This window comes from Halobellus sp. H-GB7 (assembly GCF_030848585.1).
GTDB lineage: Archaea > Halobacteriota > Halobacteria > Halobacteriales > Haloferacaceae > Haloquadratum > Haloquadratum inordinatus.
Genome location: NZ_JAVDDW010000008.1, coordinates 82,399 through 99,016, shown reverse-complemented (window position 1 = coordinate 99,016; position 16,618 = coordinate 82,399). Strand labels below are relative to the sequence as shown.

The window sequence follows — 16,618 nt, the reverse complement described above, 5'->3', positions numbered from 1 at the left end:
TCCCGTCAGTCGAGAATACCGATCGCTCCCGATCACCACTCGTTGTAGCTGACATTCGTGACACGTCCTCGCCAGGCGTTCAGATCTCCCTCGGGAAGATGCCAGACGACTTCGCCCGCCATCGGGATCCGCATCCCGTTCCGTGTCTGGTAATCGTACCAGTACCCCGACCAGGGTGTCGGTTCGAATCCGTCGTCCACTCGTCGATGCCGCTCCTCGGCGTACACTCGAGTCACTTCGTCGGCCTCGTTGAACGAGAACTCGAGTGATGCAGAGACGTCCCCGTGTTCGATGGTCGCCGTCGCCGTACTGTCGTCGATCGGTTCCCAAGTGACGCCCTCGCTCGGAAGTAACGCCGTCGGATACCAGACCGCCTCGGCGAGATACCGAAGCAGTTCCGCCTCGTTCAACTCCGGACTCGGCTCGGCGCCGTCGACCGGAACGACACCGAACAGGGAGACGCTCGCAGACCCGTCTTCGTCCCGATACAGATCGTGGACGGCCACCGAAACGAGCGGCGCAAGACGGATCGACGCGTTCCAGAAGAATCCCGGCGGATCGACCGTAATGTGCTGTGTCGCAGTGAACGACTTCCAGGGTGAGGACGCGTCGCCGAGACGCAACTCTCCAGCCTGTTCGAGCCGAACTGAGTCGATGCACGGATGGTCGGTCGGGAGCGCACTGGACAGGTAGCGGCGAACGGGATCCGGCAGGTCGTTGATCTCGCTCGTCGGGACTGGCTGCTCGCGTCCGACTGCTGCCGCCCGCCGCAGGTCCTCGATTCGAAGGGCAGACACCTGCCGGCGTCGAACGCGTCCGGCGAGGACGATCGCGAGGACGAGGACTGTCACACCCCCAAGGAGTTTGGGTGCACGAACGAGGCGCATAGCTATGAATCGTCCGCCTGCATCAAAAACATCACTACGCCGCTATAGGATGCACAGCGATGCCCCGCATTCCATAGAATGCGGCGTTGGCCCGTTTCTGATATACGCCGTGAAGTGCTCGCTGCACAGTTCTGCAAGCCTTGTCCCTGACACTACGACCTGTTCATTCCTCAAATTGGCCTAAGTGGACAGGGCCTCCGGACTTGTAATGACAGCTTAGTAAATTATACAAAAATATTATGTTAGTTGCTTAAATACCTGAAATAGATCTGAAAAGCTTCATAACGAGGGTATTAGATGTTTACTACAATTTACTATTTATTGTTTATATCAATCTCCGCGGACGAAAGTGACAGGACATGGTGCCGAAAGCATCACTTCTTGCGCCGTTGATCCGAAGACAGCCTTCCCTGTGGGCGATCGTTTCCGTCCCCCTACGATGACGAGGTCCGAATTGGCCTCAGTCGCAAGGCGGATGATCTCGTCACCGTGTGATCCGATAGCACCTTTGATCTCGTACGTGAGATCCTCGTCGTCGAGTCTCTCTGCGATCGTTTTTATCGTCGCGTGTTGACGTGCGACAGTATCGGCTGGGACGTCCGCGCTGTCCTCGATATTCATTCGCTCAAGCGTCGAGTCGAATTCGTCTTGCGTAAAGACGTGTGCGAGAAGGACAGTTGCATCAGAAGGCCCGGCGATATCGACGAGCGTCTGTGCCATCTGCTCGATACGGTCTTTGTCTCCGGGGCCGACTGCGAGTAAGACGTTGTTCAACGACATACAAATACTCTCTGAGCCGACTACTATAAATCTGCAGACTACTGTGCGACAGCGTTTGATGGTCGCTCCGCAGCGACAGCGCTGCCCCAGCGCGGCTTTCACCCCTCCAGCGCCCGACGGTTCGAGGGACAATCATTTATCACACCAGAAAGAGTTGGACCACTATGGACCTCGACAGCCTTCTCGCGAACAGCTGCAAGCGTGACTGGCAGACGGTCGATCCGACAGATATCGAACCAGTTCGATTCGCCGTCGTCGGTCTCGGGTGGTTCACTAAGGGTCGGGCTCTCCCTGCGCTCGAACAATCCAACCTGTGTGAGCCCTCCGTACTGGTCAGTAGTTCGTCTGCAAAGGCCGAACGTATCGCGGCCGAAACCGACGGCGCGGCGCTCGGAATCACCTACGACGAGTTCCACGGCGGGGCAGCACGCGATGCATACGACGCCGTCTATATCGTCACCCCGAATGCCCTACACCTAGAGTACGTCGAAACGGCGGCCGAGTTCGGCAAGGACGTCTTGTGTGAGAAGCCGATGGAACGGGACAGCGAACGGGCTGTCGAACTCAGAGAGACCGCTGCCGAAGCCAACATCGAGTTGATGATCGGGTACCGGATGCATACTGAGCCCACGGTTCGGCGCGCTCGCGAACTCATCGCGAACGGTTATATCGGCGAGCCGATGTCGGTGACTGGAAATATGTCCCAACGGCTGCTCGACCGGATCGATCCCAACCCCGATCAGTGGCGTCTCAACGAAGCGCTGGCTGGCGGCGGCGCGCTGTTCGACATCGGGATCTATCCGCTGAACACGGCCCGATTCCTGCTCGATGCAGAGCCCGTTTCCGTCACGGGCAACACCTCGAGCACGCACGACGCCTTCGACGGGGTCGACGAGACGGTTGCTTTTACAGTCGAGTTCCCACACGAGGTGTACGCGCAGTGTTATGCCAGTCACAACGCGCGTCAGTCGTCGGGAATCACTGTCACTGGCACTGAAGGACAGGTCCGCGTGGAACCGGCGTTCTTCCAGGACCAGACGCGGCAGCTGCACGTGTCACGCGGTGACGGCCGGGCGACGATTGGAGTGGAGAAAGTGGATCAAATGCTGGAGGAATTCGACTACTTTGCCGACCGTATCCGGGGGTCGAAATCGATCTACCCAGACGGCGATCACGGCCTCGTCGATATGCGCGCGATGGAGGCCGTGTACGAGGCCGCCGAGTCAGATAGCTGGGTCTCCCTGGAGTGACAGCGACCGCGAGAACTACCCGTTGAACCCCTGATGGAATCCGACGAGTTTCTCCCGAGAGAAGTGCTCGACGGCGTATTTGATTCCCTCTTTTCCGACACCGGAGTCTTTGAATCCACCGTACGGCATATGATCGGTGCGGAAGCCACTGACAGTGTTGATGTTGACGCCGCCCGCATCGATCTCGTCAGCCGCTCGCTTGGCCCGGTCGATGTCCTGGGTGAAGAGGCCGGCTTCGAGTCCGTAATTCGTATTGTTGGCCTCCTCGATAGCGGCATCGAAGTCCTCGACGACGACGACGGGGACGAGCGGACCGAACGTCTCCTCCTTTACCGCGGGCATATCGGGAGTCACGTCTGAGAGCACAGTGGGTTCGAAGGTCCGCGGGCCAAGGTCGCCGCCGTAGTTCCCGCCGCACTCGACGGTCGCACCGGCCTCGACGCTCTCTTCGAACAGGTCGACGAGATTCTCGAACTGTTCGTCGTCGACCATCGATGCAACATCGGTTCCAGGCTCGAGAGGGTCGCCGACCGAGAGTGCCTCTGCCGCTTCGACAATGGCCTCGATGGCCTCTGCTTCGATCTCCTCGGGGACGATGACGCGCTCGACGCTGTTGCAGACCTGGCCGGCGTTCGAGCACGCCCCACCGACGACTTGCGCGGCCGCCGCTTCGATGTCCGTATCGCTCCAGATGATCGTGGGATCGTTGCCGCCGAGTTCCAGCGTCACTTCCTTCATTCCGCTGTTGTTCGCGAGGTACTTTCCGACCGGTGTCGAGCCGGTGAACGAGATGGCTTCGATAGCGTCGTGGTCGAGGATCACGTCACCGATGGTTGAACCCGACCCGGTTACGATGTTGAACAGTCCATCAGGGACCGTAGCGTCGATGGCGTCGGCGGCGTCGTCGAGGCACTCGAACAATGCGATGGCGGACAACGGCGTGTTCGTCGCGGGTTTCCCGACGACGCTGTTGCCGGCCGCGAGTGCGGGGCCGATCTTGTGTACCATCAGGTTCAGCGGGAAATTGAACGGCGTGATGGCTGCGACGACGCCCATCGGTTCACGCTGCGTGAAACAATGATCCCGTGCGAAGCCTTTCTGGGCGTCCATCGGGACGAACTCACCGAAGAGACGCTTGGCCTGCTCGGCCGAGAGATCGAGCGTCTGGACGGCGCGGTCGACCTCACCACGGGCCTCCGTCAGCGGTTTCCCTTGCTCGCTGGTGAGGATGTGAGCGATTTCGTCGGCGCGCTCTTCGACGAGTCTGGCTGTTTCAGAGAGCAGTTCGTATCGTTGGTACGCAGAGAGGTCTGTGGCGTGGAAGGCCTCCGCTGCTGCATCGATCGCTTCGACGACTGTCTCCTCGCTCGCCATCGGAACTGACCCGACGAGTTGGCCGTCGTATGGGTGTATGACGTCGGTTCGCTCCTGAGCACCGATCCAGTTGCCGCCGACGAGCATCTGTCTATCCAGACTTGTAGCTACTTGCTGGCTCATATCGGATTCGTTGCAGATTAGAATGATAAGTGTTACGCAGGCTTCGGAGACAACTCCGCGATGGCGGCACTACAGTAGCATTTGCAAGCCTTCACCCATCGGACCATACGCTGTCGTGCGATCGGATGCGCGATAAGTTGTAAATGCTACTATAGCAAACGTTCTGGGTGCCGTCGTTCGGATTCTCGCAACCAGCCGGTTGTACACGTTCCGCTCGGTCAGTCTTGGAGACATAGCGCTGCTCGCGTTGCGAAGACGACCGAATGACCCCGGTGAAAAATATGAACTAATCCATCGAAGTCGATACGGCTGTGTGTGACCTCATCCCAAGTTATAACTGAGTGGTGCTCGGTACGGTAATTATGAATCTTGCAGGAACAGTGGTTCCTATGGCGACGCCTACCCGCCGGTCACGGCGGTCGGTCGACGATACAGCCCTCAGGAAGTTTACCCGGGGCCTCGTGGAGGCGGGCGTGCACGGGCTCTTCCCGGGAAGTTCGATCGGTGAGTTTCCGAGTCTGACGGCGGCGCAGAACCGACAAGTCATCGAGACGGTAGCCGAAGTGGCCGACGGAAGAACGAACGTTCTCGCCGGCTGTTGTGACACGAGTGTGGGTGCGGTACTCGACAAAATCTCGTCTGCAGAGGAAGCGGGTGCGGATGCCGCAGTCGTGGTCTCACCGTACTATCTGACGACGACCCAACCCGGCCTCGAACGGTTTTTCACGACGATCGCCGATCAGTCCGCACTTCCGCTGCTCCTGTACAACATTCCGCCGCTGACAGGCAACGAGATCGGAATCGATCTGGTAGGAGATCTCGCCGAACACGACAATATCGTCGGTCTCAAGGACACGTCTGGTGACCTGAACTACCACTACCGCGCCGTCAGCGAAACGCCGGAGGACTTCCTCGTGTTCCAGGGAGCGACCCAGTTGGCGACGGCTTCCCTGGGCGTCGGAACGGACGGCCTCATCGCCGGTCCGGCGAACGTCTTTCCGCGAGTGATGACTGATCTCTACGAGGCCTACGACCGCGGTGATCTCGTGGAAGCCCAACGACTGATGCAGACCGTGGTCACACCGTTCGTGGGGGCTACGAGCGATGTCCCCACAGCAGCGGCGTTGAAGTACCTCGTGAAACTCGACGGACTCGACATCGGCTCGCCGCTGCCGCCGCTTCCCCAACTCACTGACGAGGAGCAGACGGCGCTGACGGCGGCATATCGGCGGATTACGGACCAGTTCGATAAACAGACCCTATAGGCTGCGGCTCTCTTTTCTTCGCACTCGTACGGACCGCTACGGTGATGGCCCCTCAAATAGACGCGAAGCGATCGCTCCTCGAGGAGCGCCAGTATCGACAAAAATCCGGATACAGATAGCTCGGGACTCGTCGTGGTGGCTGGAATGCGTCGCAGTCAGGCGTTGTTGACTTCGCTGTCGATTTCTTCTTGAGCGTCGTTGAGTGCTTCTTCGGGCGTCTTCTCTTGGACGAGAGCGGCATTGCAGTTGGTGTAGACGATCTCCGAGAACGTCGAATACTGTGGCGTCGCCGGTCGAGCGCTGGTCTGATCGACGATCTTGGCGAACGTCTCCAGTTGGGAGGCCTGCTCGTAGTACTCGTCAGAGTACAGTTCCTGGCGGACGGGGAGACGGCTGTGTTCCAGCGCCATTTTCTCTTGGGCTTCCATCGACGACATATAGCTCGCGAACCGCTGTGCGGCCTCTTTGTTCTCCGAGTTGGCGTTGATGAACAGATTCCACCCGCCAAGACAGGAGTTCTTGGCGTCAGGGTTGCCCTCAGCTTTGGGCATCGGTGCGACGTCGAACTTCCCTTTGACAGGTGACCCGTCCTCGTTCATCAGTGCAACCGCGTAAGGCCAGTTACGCATAAAGATGGTATTGCCCTGTTGGAACGTCTGGCGGTTCTGGTCCGTTGAGGACGCCGGAATAGACTCGGGGGTGACGCCGTATTCGTGGATGAGATCGACGGCGTGCGCGAGGGCATCGATACCCTCCTGGGAGTTGACCACGAGGTTCCCATCCTGACGGAGTTCACCGCCCATCCCCCAGAACCAGTTGAGCCACATAATCGTCAGTCCCTCGTTGGAACCGCCTTGCCAGATGTAGCCATTGAGGTCTTTATCCGACTGGTCCATAATGTCCTGCGCCATATTGACCAGTTCCATATACGTCGTGGGCGGACTGTCGTAGCCGTGCTCCTCGAGGAGGTCCGTCCGGTAGTACAGCGCGTTCGCGTCCGTGTGGATCGGCATCCCGTACATCGTCCCGTCGACGGTCACCGAGTCAATCGGCGTCTGGAGCATATTCTCGGTGTGGCCTTCGGGATCGTTGACCTCGGCTGCCCAGCCGTTCTGGGCGAACTCCGCGGGCCAGATGACGTCCATATTCCCGACGTCGAAGGACGACGACCCCGAGACGAACTGGTTGACGTAGTAGTTACGGGTCGAAGACGCGTTCGACGGCGTCTGCTGAGACTCGACGGTGATGCCCGAGGCCTGCTCTTCGAACATCGGAACGAGGCTCTGGGCGTCGTTGCTGAAGTAGCCGGGGTAGACGTAGGTCATCTCCAGTGACTCGCCACTCTCGGTACTCCCGCCGCTCTCGGTACTTCCATCGGTTTGGTCGGTCGCATCCGAGTCGGTGTTGCTGTCAGTGCCGTCGCCACCAGAGTCGCTGGTACCGCTACAGCCAGCAAGCAGCGCGATGCTGCCACCAGCCATCGTCTTGAGAACCGTTCGCCTACGCTGGTTCGTGACCTTCCGTGTCATACACCCAACGATTGGGACATCCCCTATTAATAATTATTGTTATATAGTAGAGGTGTTGTGGGGTAAGGAGAGTTACTCGTCGGCTGCGAGTTCCCGTACTTCAGTCCAGAGTTCCTCGTCGACTTCGATTGCCGTCGCCGAGCGGTCGCGCTCGACGGAGCGTTGGCCGGGCAGTCGGATCTCGTCTACGTGAGCGGCTGGCTCTCTCTCAGTCAGATCTGCTAGGAAGTCGCTTGCCCGCTCACTGAAATCCGACGCGCCCATCGCGTCGGGATCGATCGCGAGGAACAGATCGCCCTTCGTACAGGGATCTGTCGTGTGATACGTTCCCGTGACGTCGGAGCCCATCGCCGCACCGACGAGCCCACCGGCCAAGACCTCGACGGCGATGGCTAGTCCCGAACCCTTCGCGCCCCCGAACGGGAGGATGGTTCCTTCGAGAGCTGCGGTGGGATCGGTGGTCGGCTGGCCGTCGGCGTCGAGAGCGACTCCGCTGGGAAGTTCCTCGCTAGTCTCTTTCTTGTGGAGGACGGTGCCGCGAGCGATCGCCGACGTCGACATATCCAGATTGAAGACCGGCTCCGTTGGGAGGCCGATAGCGATGGGGTTGGTTCCTAATACGGGCTCTGAACCGCCGTGTGGCGGCATCGCCGGTTCCGTGTTCGTGATCGCGATGCCGACGTATCCCTCTCGCTGGAGCTGATCGGTGTAATACCCGAGCATCCCCAGGTGGTTCGAGTCGTGGACGCCGACGACGCCAACCCCGAACTCGTCGGCACGGTCCATCGCTTCGGCAGCCGCTGCGCTTGCGACGACGGGGCCGAGTCGGGACCCACCACTGATCGTAGCTGCGCCGCCCGTCTCGGAGACGACGTCGATCGAGCCCGTCGGGTCGACGTTCCCCGACTCGATGCCTCGAACGAACCGCGGGAGCCGTAACAGCCCATGAGAGTGCTTTCCACGTGCATCGGCACTCACGAGGACTTCGGCCGTCTGCGCTGCGTCCGCGTCAGTGATTCCGTGCGCGCGGAAGGCGTCGGCGGCAACCGCGACCGCGCGTTGCCTGTCGACCTCCATTATGTGGAGGGGCCGATCCGGTGAATGGCGAACTGGCTTTCGCCCATCGCCTCGCTCATCGTCAGTTTCCCGTTGACGACGTCTTCGATTTCGTCCCAGAGTTGGTCGCTGGCCCAGTCGAAGCTCTGGTCGCCGACGAGCGCCTCACTGACGTCGACGTCGGTTTGCTCGGGAACGCGCTCGGCGCTCCCGGGGTTTCCGGTGATCTTGATCGTCGGCATAATCGCGTTCGAGAGCGTGTGGCCCTGCCCGGTCGAGATCACCATAAAGTGCGCGCCGCCCGCGCCGATACCCGTAACCGACTCGGCACCGTGCCCCGGCGTGTCCATAATGTACATCCCGGAGTCGTCAGGGATCTGCGCACCGTAGTCCACGATGTCCTGGATGGGCCCGTCACCGGACTTCACGAGTGCACCGAGGGACTTCTCCTCGATCGTGGTCAGGCCGCCGTCCATATTATCCGGCGTCGGCTGGGCGCCTCGGACGTCGTAGCCGGTCGCCTGCAGGCGCTGGTCCCAGTTCTCGACGCGATCGAGGATCTCCTGTTTGACTTCGTCGTTGACCGCACGCTCGGCGAGCTCGTGCTCGCCGCCGAAGAACTCGGGCGTTTCGGCGAAGCACGCCCGCCCGTCGTGGTCGTCGATAAGTCGCCACGCAGCCCGTGCTGTCGCTTTGTGCTGACAGAGGCCACTCGTCGTGTCCGACGTCGCGCAGTTGATCCCGAACGTCAGATTCGACATATCCGCGGGCACGCGACGCTGGTCGCTGGCTTCCTGCACCATCTCACGAGCGGAGTTCACCGTCCGCTGGAGCGCGTTCATCACGCCTTTCTCGCCGTGGATGTTGACGGAATCGCTCGGACGGCCGGTTTCGGCGACGTCAGAAGCGAGTTCGTCGCCGTCGACGATCTCGCCGGCGTGGGCGACGACGACTGTCCCGTAGACGTTCGGATGGGTGCCGTATCCGAGCAGCGTCCGATAGGTCTGGAAGACGTCGGGCTTGGTCTGACAGCGGCCAAGCGGATGGGTTATCGGAACCGTGTTCTCGACTATCTCCGCTGCGCGCTTGACCGTGTCGTTGGCGTAGGGTGCCGTCGAGATGATCGCGACGTGATTTCGAATGCCGACGCTCCCGTCGTCTCGTTCGTAACCGAGGAATTCACTCATTTCAATCACTCACTCACTGCTGCAGTTTGTTCGCCGTCCGCGAGGTCGCCGCGACCGTAGTTGCTCTCGACGTTGTGGACGTGGACCCACGTTCCTGCGGGGATGTCCTCCGTCGCGTTGCCGATACTCTTGCCGTACTTCGTGATCGTCTCGCCATCGGCGATGTCCTCGATGGCGATTTTGTGCCCGAACACAACGTCTTCGGACACCTCGACGGTGCGCTCCTCGTCGCCGACGGCGACCGCGACCGTCTCACCGGCTTCGAGTTCACGGAGGGCCGTCGCGACGTTGTCGTCAGGTTCGACTACCTCTAGGTATCTGTCTGCCATGCGTTTCGGTCAACGGATGTCACAGTTTATAATGTTTTCTCCTAGTCAAACGCCGTTCGGGGATCGACAACTCATACTGTCGGACATCAATCCGTGAAGCAGTGTGGTACCCTGTGGGCCAAGAATATTCACATCGTTCTGTCCGACAGTATTACTGCCAGAGCTCCCCCACAGTCAACGTGATCGACTGAGTGGAGACTCGTCTGACGGAGGCGACGGAGATTCGTCGGTGCAGGTGTCCCTGTAGTTTTATAGTGAAAGACTCTCGTTAGAGCATACGAATGGCAGATACAGTTGAAAGCTCGTCCGGCGCTACTTACGGAGAGAGCCCGGAACGGCAAAACAGACTGCAGCGGTATCGTGACCTCAGGTTCTCCGAAGAGGAACTGGCAGTGATCCTGCTGACGCCAGTGGTCTCTTTTCTGCTCGCGGTGTCGTTTTACCCGATTTTCGATACCGTGGTAGGGAGCCTGCATACGGGATACGTACTGGAAATCAATCCGCAGGAGTTCGTCGGTCTCGAGAATTACCGTGAGCTGTACGGCAGCGGCCCGCTGCTGGATCAGTTCCTCAACGGAGACGGCTTCTGGAACGCCCTCCGGGTGTCGCTCATCTACACGTTCGTCAGCGTCCCCATCGAACTGGTGCTCGGGTTGGGGCTCGCACTCTTGCTCAACCGCGAGTTCAAGGGCAAATACTTCGCACAGGCGGCGATCTTGTTTCCGTGGGCGATTCCGACCGTGATCAACGCACGCATCTGGGCGTGGATGTTCAACGGGCAGTACGGCGTCATCAACGACCTGCTGATTCGTGTCGGGATCCTTCAGCAGCCGTTCCCCTTCCTGGCGAAGCCGGACACCGCGCTGTATGCGATGCTCTTTATCACGATCTGGAAGACGAGTTCGTTCATGGCGCTGATCTTACTCGCCGGCCTCCAGTCGATCCCGGACCACCTCTACGAGGCCGCACGGATGGACGGCGCTTCCCGGATCCGGCAGTTTTGGGACATCACGCTGCCGCTCCTGAAGCCGACGCTCCTCGTGGCGCTCATCTTCCGGACGCTGCCGGCGTTCCAGGCGTTCGGTCTGCCCTTCGGACTGACCGGCGGCGGGCCGGCCTCAGCGACGACCACGCTCGTGCTGTTCGATCACCAGTTGACGTTCAACCGACTCAACTTCGGCGAGGGCGCGGCGACGGCGACCATCATCACTCTCATCGCCCTCGCGATCGCGATGGTGTACGTCGGGACTCTCTACGAACCGGAGGTGCGCTGAGATGAGCTACGACTCGAACACCCTCGAAATCGAACGGTTCCAGTGGGTCGGTAAGAAGGTCGGCTTCTACGGGAGTATCTTCATCATTGCTCTCGTCTCTGTGTTCCCCATCCTCTGGATGTTTATTACGTCACTCAAACAACCGGGGAACGTCGTCACCTTCCCCGTCGAGTACATTCCGCGGAATCCGACGCTCGCGAATTACCGCGCAGCTATCGAGGGCGCACCGTTCTTCCGGTACCTCCTCAACAGTGCGATCGTCGCGACCGGCACCGCCGTCTTGGACGTGTTGCTCGGCTCGCTCGCCGGATACGCGCTTTCGCGGCTCCGCTTCCGGTTCAAGCTTCCCGTTCTCTTGCTCATCCTCGGGACGGCGATGCTCCCCTTCATCGCGCGACTGATTCCGCTGTTCAGCCTTGCGCGCTCGTGGGGGCTTCTCAACAACTATCTCGGTCTCATCATTCCCTACGCCGCATTCCAGTTGCCCTTCGCCGTCTGGATCTTCCAGGCGTACTTCAAGGAGTTGCCTGACTCGCTCGAAGAAGCCGGGCTGATGGACGGTCTGTCACGGATCGGCGTGCTGTTCCGAATCATCTTGCCGGTGTCCGCGCCGGCGATGGCGACCGCGGCGATTATCGTGTTCATCTACGCGTGGAACGAGTTCCTCTTCGCGCTGACGTTTATGACGGAGGATTCGATGCGGACGATCACCGTCGGCATCGCGCTCTATCAAGGTGAGTTCCAGTACCCCTGGGGTACGATCTCGGCGGCCGTGTTTATGTCCGTGATACCGCTCATCCTGTTTATGCTGTTCTTCCAGCGGAAGGTCGTGGAAGGGCTTACGGCGACAGGAAAAGCCTGAATCGGTCAGGCGCTGCGTTTTTTCGACATTCTGAGTCGCGTACTCTGTGTCAGAGCGTCGCGATCGGGGAGGCAGGAGAGACGGACCGACAAAGAGCGCCGACGTCGAAGAGAGAGACAGCCGAGTTAGTCGTTGACGACGTTCTCAGGCTCGCCGCCCTCCAAGACGGTCCGAACGATGTCGGTGACTGTGTGGCGACGCTGCTCGTTGGCTTCCTCGCTGTACCACGCGACGTGGGGCGTCGTAATCACGTCGGGATGATCGCGGAGCGGGTGGTCCGGTGTGGGTGGTTCCTCGGGGAACACATCGAGTCCGGCACCGGCGATTTCGTCGTCATACAGCGCGTCGAGGAGGGCATCGTCGTCTACGATCGGCCCCCGGGCGACGTTGACGAAGTACGCCGAATCGGCCATCTGGGCGAAGGCGTCGGCGTCGAAGAGACCTCGTGTCTCAGGCGTCAGCGGAGAGTGGACGGTGATGAAATCTGACCGTGCCAGCACTTCCTCGAACTCCAGCAAGGTCGCGGGGTCGTCTGCGACGTCGTCTTGGGTGAGGAACGGGTCGCTAGCGACGACATCGGCACCCAGTGCGGCCGCGCGCTCGCCGACGGCGCGGCCGATTGCCCCATAGCCGACGACGCCGACGGTCTGCGTCGAGAACCGGTGGATCGGAACCGCGGCGTCGCGGTCCCAGCCCCCGACCGCAACATTGGAGTCGTAGTTTGTGAGTCCCCGCGAGAGGGCGAGGAACATCGAAAGAGCGTGCATCGAGACTTCCTCCAGACAGTAGTCCGGGACGTTCGTGACGGGGATGTCACGCTCGGCGGCGGCCTCGGTGTCGATGTTATCGACGCCGATCCCGTAGCGCGAGATGACCTGACAGCTATCGAACGCATCGATCGCGGCCGCATCGAGGTCGTAGCGGAGGTTGATCACGGCGTCCGCCTCAGCGAGCGTCGCGTGTGGGTTTGCGGCTTCCTTGCCGACTCCCTCGGTCAATTCGACCACCTCAGCAATGTCCGACAACCCGTCCCGCTCGATCGAGAGATCCGCGAAATCGTGATCCGTAACGACGACAGTGTACTTCGACATCAGTGGACTCAGACGATGAGATCGTAGCCGTCGACGAGGTACTGCTCACAGAGGTCGCGGTTCAACTCGACACCGAGGCCGGGACCCTCGGGCACGTCGATGTAGCCGTCTTCGAGGATCGGGCCAGAGCCCTCGACTCGCGTGCACATCTCGTTCCACCACGGAACGTCGCGGGAGTGCCACTCCATACACAGGAAGTTGGGGATCGCTGCCGAGACGTGCGCGCCGGCGATCGTCCCGAGCGGGCTCGAGATATTGTGTGAGGCGATCGGAATGCCGTACAGGTCACACACCGTCGCGATGTCGACGTACTCGCCGAGGCCACCGCACTTGTTCACGTCGGGGGCTGCGATGTCCATCATCCCTTCGCGCGCAGCATCGTTGAACTGACTGGTCGTGACGAGATTCTCGCCGGTCAAAACCGGCGTGTTGAGCGCCTGGGTGACGCGCTTTTGCGATTCGGTCTTCTCCGGTGGGACAGGGTCTTCGATCCACGCGAGATCGAACCGTTCCAGTTTCTTCCCCAGTCGAATGGCCGTCTCAGTGGTGAAGTTCCAATGGAGGTCCATTCCGAGGTCGACGTCGTAGCCGATCTCGTCGCGGACAGCCTCGACGAGGCTGACCTTGTGTTCGAGCGCCGCGTTGTCCATCCGTCGGTTGGCTTCGTCGTATTCGGCGTGCGTCGGGACGTCCAAGTCGAACTTCAGCGCCTCGAACCCCTCGTCGACGACCTCCCGGGCCGCGCGGGCGTACGACTCCGGCGTGTAGACGTCGGTCGGTTCGTGTTCGCTCGCTTCGCCGAGGGACTCGCCGCCGTGCGTATCGCAGTAGATCTTGATCTCGTCGCGGTACTTCCCGCCCAGCAGTTCGTACACCGGGACGTCGAACAGTTTTCCCTTGATGTCGTAACAGGCCGTCTCGATCGCAGTGAAGGCGGCTTGTCCGATGCGGCCAGTGCCTGTGTACCGCTGTTCGAGGAGTTCGCGAATCCGGTCGGTGTCGAGCGGGTTCTCCCCTTCCAGGTCGACCTCCATCCGCCCGGCCATATCGAGTGCGGCCTCCGCGCGGAACGTCTCCCCGAGCCCGTAGACGTCGGCGTCGGTCTCGACCTTGACGATGCCCCACGTGAAGTTGCCCGCGATAGCCATCGTCTCGATCGCCGTAATCTCGATGTCGCGTTCGGGCGGTCGGTGCGTCTCCTCCATCCCCATATCTCGCCAGGGTACACCGCCACCCTGAGGAATGCGGTAGTCCGGTTGGTCGTCTTGCGTCATCGCCTTGGCAATCGTGGATTGCCCGATTAAAGATTGTGGTGAACTACGGGAAGGCAACACTGGCGTCAGCGAGTGGCGACCGACGGCGCAACACAGTCGTCTCACCAGTCACTTCGATCGACTCGCGTGTTCGCAGATCTGTGACAGATCGCCCGACAGCGAGTTCGACGCGCCCCGGTTCGAGAACGAACCGTCCGTCAGCGTCGTGTGCGCCGAGCGTCGCAGCCGACAGCTCGAAGGAGACGGTCGCACGTTCGTCTGCGTCGAGGTCGACACGAGCGAATCCGACCAGCTCACGAGTCGGCCGAACGGTGTGTCCGCCTCGATGGCGTGCGTACAGTTGTACCACCTCCGTCCCCTTCCGGTCGGCGATGTTCTGCACGCCGACCGACGCGGTGATCGGAGATTCGGGTGCCAGCGCGGACGTGGAAACGGTGAGTGATTCGTACTCGAAGTCGGCGTAGCTCTGGCCGTGTCCGAACGGGAACAGCGGACCGCCGGGCGTGAAGACGTACTCGCCACGAGAGACGGAATCCTGTCGATACTCGACCGGAAGTTGCCCGACAGTGCGAGGCACAGACACCGGGAGTCGGCCACCGGGATCTGTCCCGAGGATCACGTCAGCGATGGCGGCGCCTCCCTCGTGACCCGGAAGCCACGCGGCGATCGTCGCTGCCGCGCGGTCGACCACTTCGGGGACGGCCAGTGGCCGGCCGCTGACGAGGACAGCGACGACGGGTGTTCCCGTCGCTGCCACCCGGCGCACTAACTCCGTCTGCCGGCCGGGGAGACCGAGTTCGGCGCGGTCCAGCGCTTCGCCCGCCGTCCCAGGCGAGTCGCGTTCGACGTCGATGCCAGACTGCCCACCGATACAGGCGACGACGACGTCTGCTTCGCGAGCCACTGTGACGGCCGCGTCGATGTCGTCCTCGGCGGTCGCTCGGACCCCACAACCCGGAGCGTATTTGACGGCCGCGACGCGGTCCCGCAGTGCCGCGCGTGGCGTCACGATGTCGACGCCTCCGTCGGCGTTCTCCGCGCCAGCGTACGAATAATTCCCCAAGAGGTTCCGCGGGGCGTCCGCGTTCGGCCCGACGAGTGCTACAGTTGCATCGGCCGACACCGGGAGCGTGCCGTCGTTATCGAGGAGGACCTGCGAGCGTCTGGCGGCACGCCGAGTCAGTCGTCGGACCGCGTCTGTCTCGAACGCATCAGTGGCACTCGCGGGCTCCGGCGAGTCGTCGGTGAACAGTCCGGCTTCGACTTTCTGCCGGAGATGCCGCCGAAGCGCTCTGTCGACGAGCGATTCGTCGACGTCGCCGTCTCGAACGGCAGCGACGAGTCGGTCGCCGAAGCACTCCGTCTCGGGGAGTTCGACGTCGACGCCCGCCGTCAAGGCGCGGACGCCAGCCTCCCGTCGAGTCGAAGCGACTTCGTAGTCGTCGGCGAGCATCTCGATTCCCCGACCGTCAGAGACGACAGTACCTCGGAACCCCCACTGCTCGCGCACCAGATCGGTGAGCAACCGCTCGTTAGCGTGACACGGGACGCCGTCGACGGTGTTGTACGCGGCCATTACGGACGCCGCCCCGGCGTCGATGCCCGCACGAAACGGGACGAGGTCTGCATCGCGCATCTCGTTGAGCGACGCGGTCGGTCGAGCGCGGTTCCGCCCGCCCGCGGGTCGGCCGTGACCGACGAAGTGCTTGAGCGTCGCATCGACGTTCGCGTCTGCCAGACCGTCGACCACGTGCTGGGTCATCGTGGCCGCCAGAGCGGGGTCTTCCCCGAACGTCTCCTCGATTCGACCCCAGCGCGGCTCGACGCCCAAGTCCGCCACCGGCGAGAGCGTGAGTTGACACCCGACGGCCCGCAGTTGGTCACCGACGGCCGACGCGACCTCGCGTGCGAGCGTGGGGTCCCAACTGCTCGCGATGCCGATCGCCTGCGGAACCGTCGCACCCTTGCGGCCGGCGTACCCGCAGAGACTCTCTTCGCGCACGAACGCGGGAATACCGTGTGGCGTCTCAGTGCGCAGGAACGATTGGAGGTCCGCGATGGCGGCGGCGAGTGCACGCGGTGGGAGTCCGCTCTCGCGACCGATTCGAGTGACTCGGCCGACACCGTGAGGAATCACCTCGCGTGCCAGCGCTGGGGAGAATGCACTATCCTCCAGCAGCGATCCGATCCGAACGGTCCCGAGCTGTGCGACTTTCGATTCCAGCGCCATCTCGCCGACGAGCGTGTCGAGATCAGGTGGAGCAGTCATCGATGAATATCCAACCGTTCGCCCGGAGACGGCAAAAACCCCCACTCCGGACGGGGTAGTTTTAATAA

General features: G+C 61.4%; 14 protein-coding genes. 4 read left to right on the top strand and 10 right to left on the bottom strand.

Annotated features, from left to right (window positions below):
• Nucleotides 1-32 precede the first annotated feature (32 nt).
• A complete protein-coding gene (locus RBH22_RS13355) occupies nucleotides 33-887 on the bottom strand; it encodes a DUF6544 family protein (RefSeq protein ID WP_306677792.1) in 855 nt (284 codons plus the stop codon).
• Between the two features lie 330 nt (nucleotides 888-1,217).
• The gene (locus tag RBH22_RS13350; RefSeq protein WP_256289417.1) at nucleotides 1,218-1,667 is read right to left on the bottom strand and encodes a universal stress protein; all 450 of its coding nucleotides are present in this window, start codon (nucleotides 1,665-1,667) and stop codon (nucleotides 1,218-1,220) included.
• A 164-nt stretch (nucleotides 1,668-1,831) separates the two neighbouring features.
• Here RBH22_RS13350 and gfo6 point away from each other — a divergent pair, with 164 nt between their 5' ends.
• Complete coding sequence (gfo6, locus tag RBH22_RS13345) at nucleotides 1,832-2,917, top strand: D-xylose 1-dehydrogenase Gfo6 (protein ID WP_306677791.1); 1,086 nt, start codon at nucleotides 1,832-1,834, stop codon at nucleotides 2,915-2,917.
• A 15-nt stretch (nucleotides 2,918-2,932) separates the two neighbouring features.
• On the opposite strand, the gene RBH22_RS13340 is transcribed toward gfo6, so the two are convergent.
• Nucleotides 2,933-4,414 (bottom strand): aldehyde dehydrogenase family protein, encoded by a 1,482-nt coding sequence (locus RBH22_RS13340; RefSeq protein ID WP_306677790.1) that lies wholly within the window; start codon nucleotides 4,412-4,414, stop codon nucleotides 2,933-2,935.
• A 362-nt stretch (nucleotides 4,415-4,776) separates the two neighbouring features.
• On the opposite strand from RBH22_RS13340, the gene RBH22_RS13335 reads away from it, so the two are divergent.
• Nucleotides 4,777-5,679, top strand: coding sequence for a dihydrodipicolinate synthase family protein (locus tag RBH22_RS13335; protein WP_306677789.1), 903 nt, complete (start codon nucleotides 4,777-4,779; stop codon nucleotides 5,677-5,679).
• Nucleotides 5,680-5,834: 155 nt separating this feature from the next.
• Here RBH22_RS13335 and RBH22_RS13330 read toward each other — a convergent pair whose 3' ends face one another.
• The 4 genes from RBH22_RS13330 to RBH22_RS13315 form a co-directional block, all read right to left on the bottom strand.
• Nucleotides 5,835-7,208, bottom strand: a complete 1,374-nt coding sequence (locus tag RBH22_RS13330; RefSeq protein WP_306677788.1) for an ABC transporter substrate-binding protein — start codon at nucleotides 7,206-7,208, stop codon at nucleotides 5,835-5,837.
• A 72-nt stretch (nucleotides 7,209-7,280) separates the two neighbouring features.
• Nucleotides 7,281-8,285, bottom strand: a complete 1,005-nt coding sequence (locus RBH22_RS13325) for an Ldh family oxidoreductase (RefSeq protein ID WP_306677787.1) — start codon at nucleotides 8,283-8,285, stop codon at nucleotides 7,281-7,283.
• On the bottom strand, nucleotides 8,285-9,451 hold the full coding sequence (locus RBH22_RS13320) for a UxaA family hydrolase (protein WP_256289411.1): 1,167 nt from the start codon (nucleotides 9,449-9,451) through the stop codon (nucleotides 8,285-8,287). The genes RBH22_RS13325 and RBH22_RS13320 overlap by 1 nt, the downstream gene beginning before the upstream one ends.
• 5 nt (nucleotides 9,452-9,456) lie before the next feature.
• Nucleotides 9,457-9,780 (bottom strand): UxaA family hydrolase, encoded by a 324-nt coding sequence (locus RBH22_RS13315; protein WP_121570703.1) that lies wholly within the window; start codon nucleotides 9,778-9,780, stop codon nucleotides 9,457-9,459.
• A gap of 281 nt (nucleotides 9,781-10,061) precedes the next feature.
• Between RBH22_RS13315 and RBH22_RS13310 the strand changes: the two genes are divergently transcribed.
• Entirely contained in the window at nucleotides 10,062-11,054 is a 993-nt protein-coding gene (locus tag RBH22_RS13310; RefSeq protein WP_306677785.1) for a sugar ABC transporter permease, read from the top strand.
• Between the two features lies 1 nt (nucleotide 11,055).
• A complete protein-coding gene (locus tag RBH22_RS13305) occupies nucleotides 11,056-11,916 on the top strand; it encodes a carbohydrate ABC transporter permease (protein ID WP_121570701.1) in 861 nt (286 codons plus the stop codon).
• Between the two features lie 125 nt (nucleotides 11,917-12,041).
• On the opposite strand, the gene RBH22_RS13300 is transcribed toward RBH22_RS13305, so the two are convergent.
• From RBH22_RS13300 to RBH22_RS13290, 3 genes are read right to left on the bottom strand one after another with little or no spacing between them, the layout of a single operon-like run.
• Entirely contained in the window at nucleotides 12,042-13,007 is a 966-nt protein-coding gene (locus tag RBH22_RS13300; RefSeq protein ID WP_306677784.1) for a C-terminal binding protein, read from the bottom strand.
• 8 nt (nucleotides 13,008-13,015) lie between these two features.
• Nucleotides 13,016-14,281: a mandelate racemase/muconate lactonizing enzyme family protein gene (locus RBH22_RS13295; RefSeq protein ID WP_306677783.1), complete on the bottom strand. Its 1,266-nt coding sequence runs from the start codon at nucleotides 14,279-14,281 to the stop codon at nucleotides 13,016-13,018.
• Between the two features lie 43 nt (nucleotides 14,282-14,324).
• Nucleotides 14,325-16,550 (bottom strand): glycoside hydrolase family 3 N-terminal domain-containing protein, encoded by a 2,226-nt coding sequence (locus tag RBH22_RS13290; protein ID WP_306677782.1) that lies wholly within the window; start codon nucleotides 16,548-16,550, stop codon nucleotides 14,325-14,327.
• Nucleotides 16,551-16,618 lie beyond the last annotated feature (68 nt).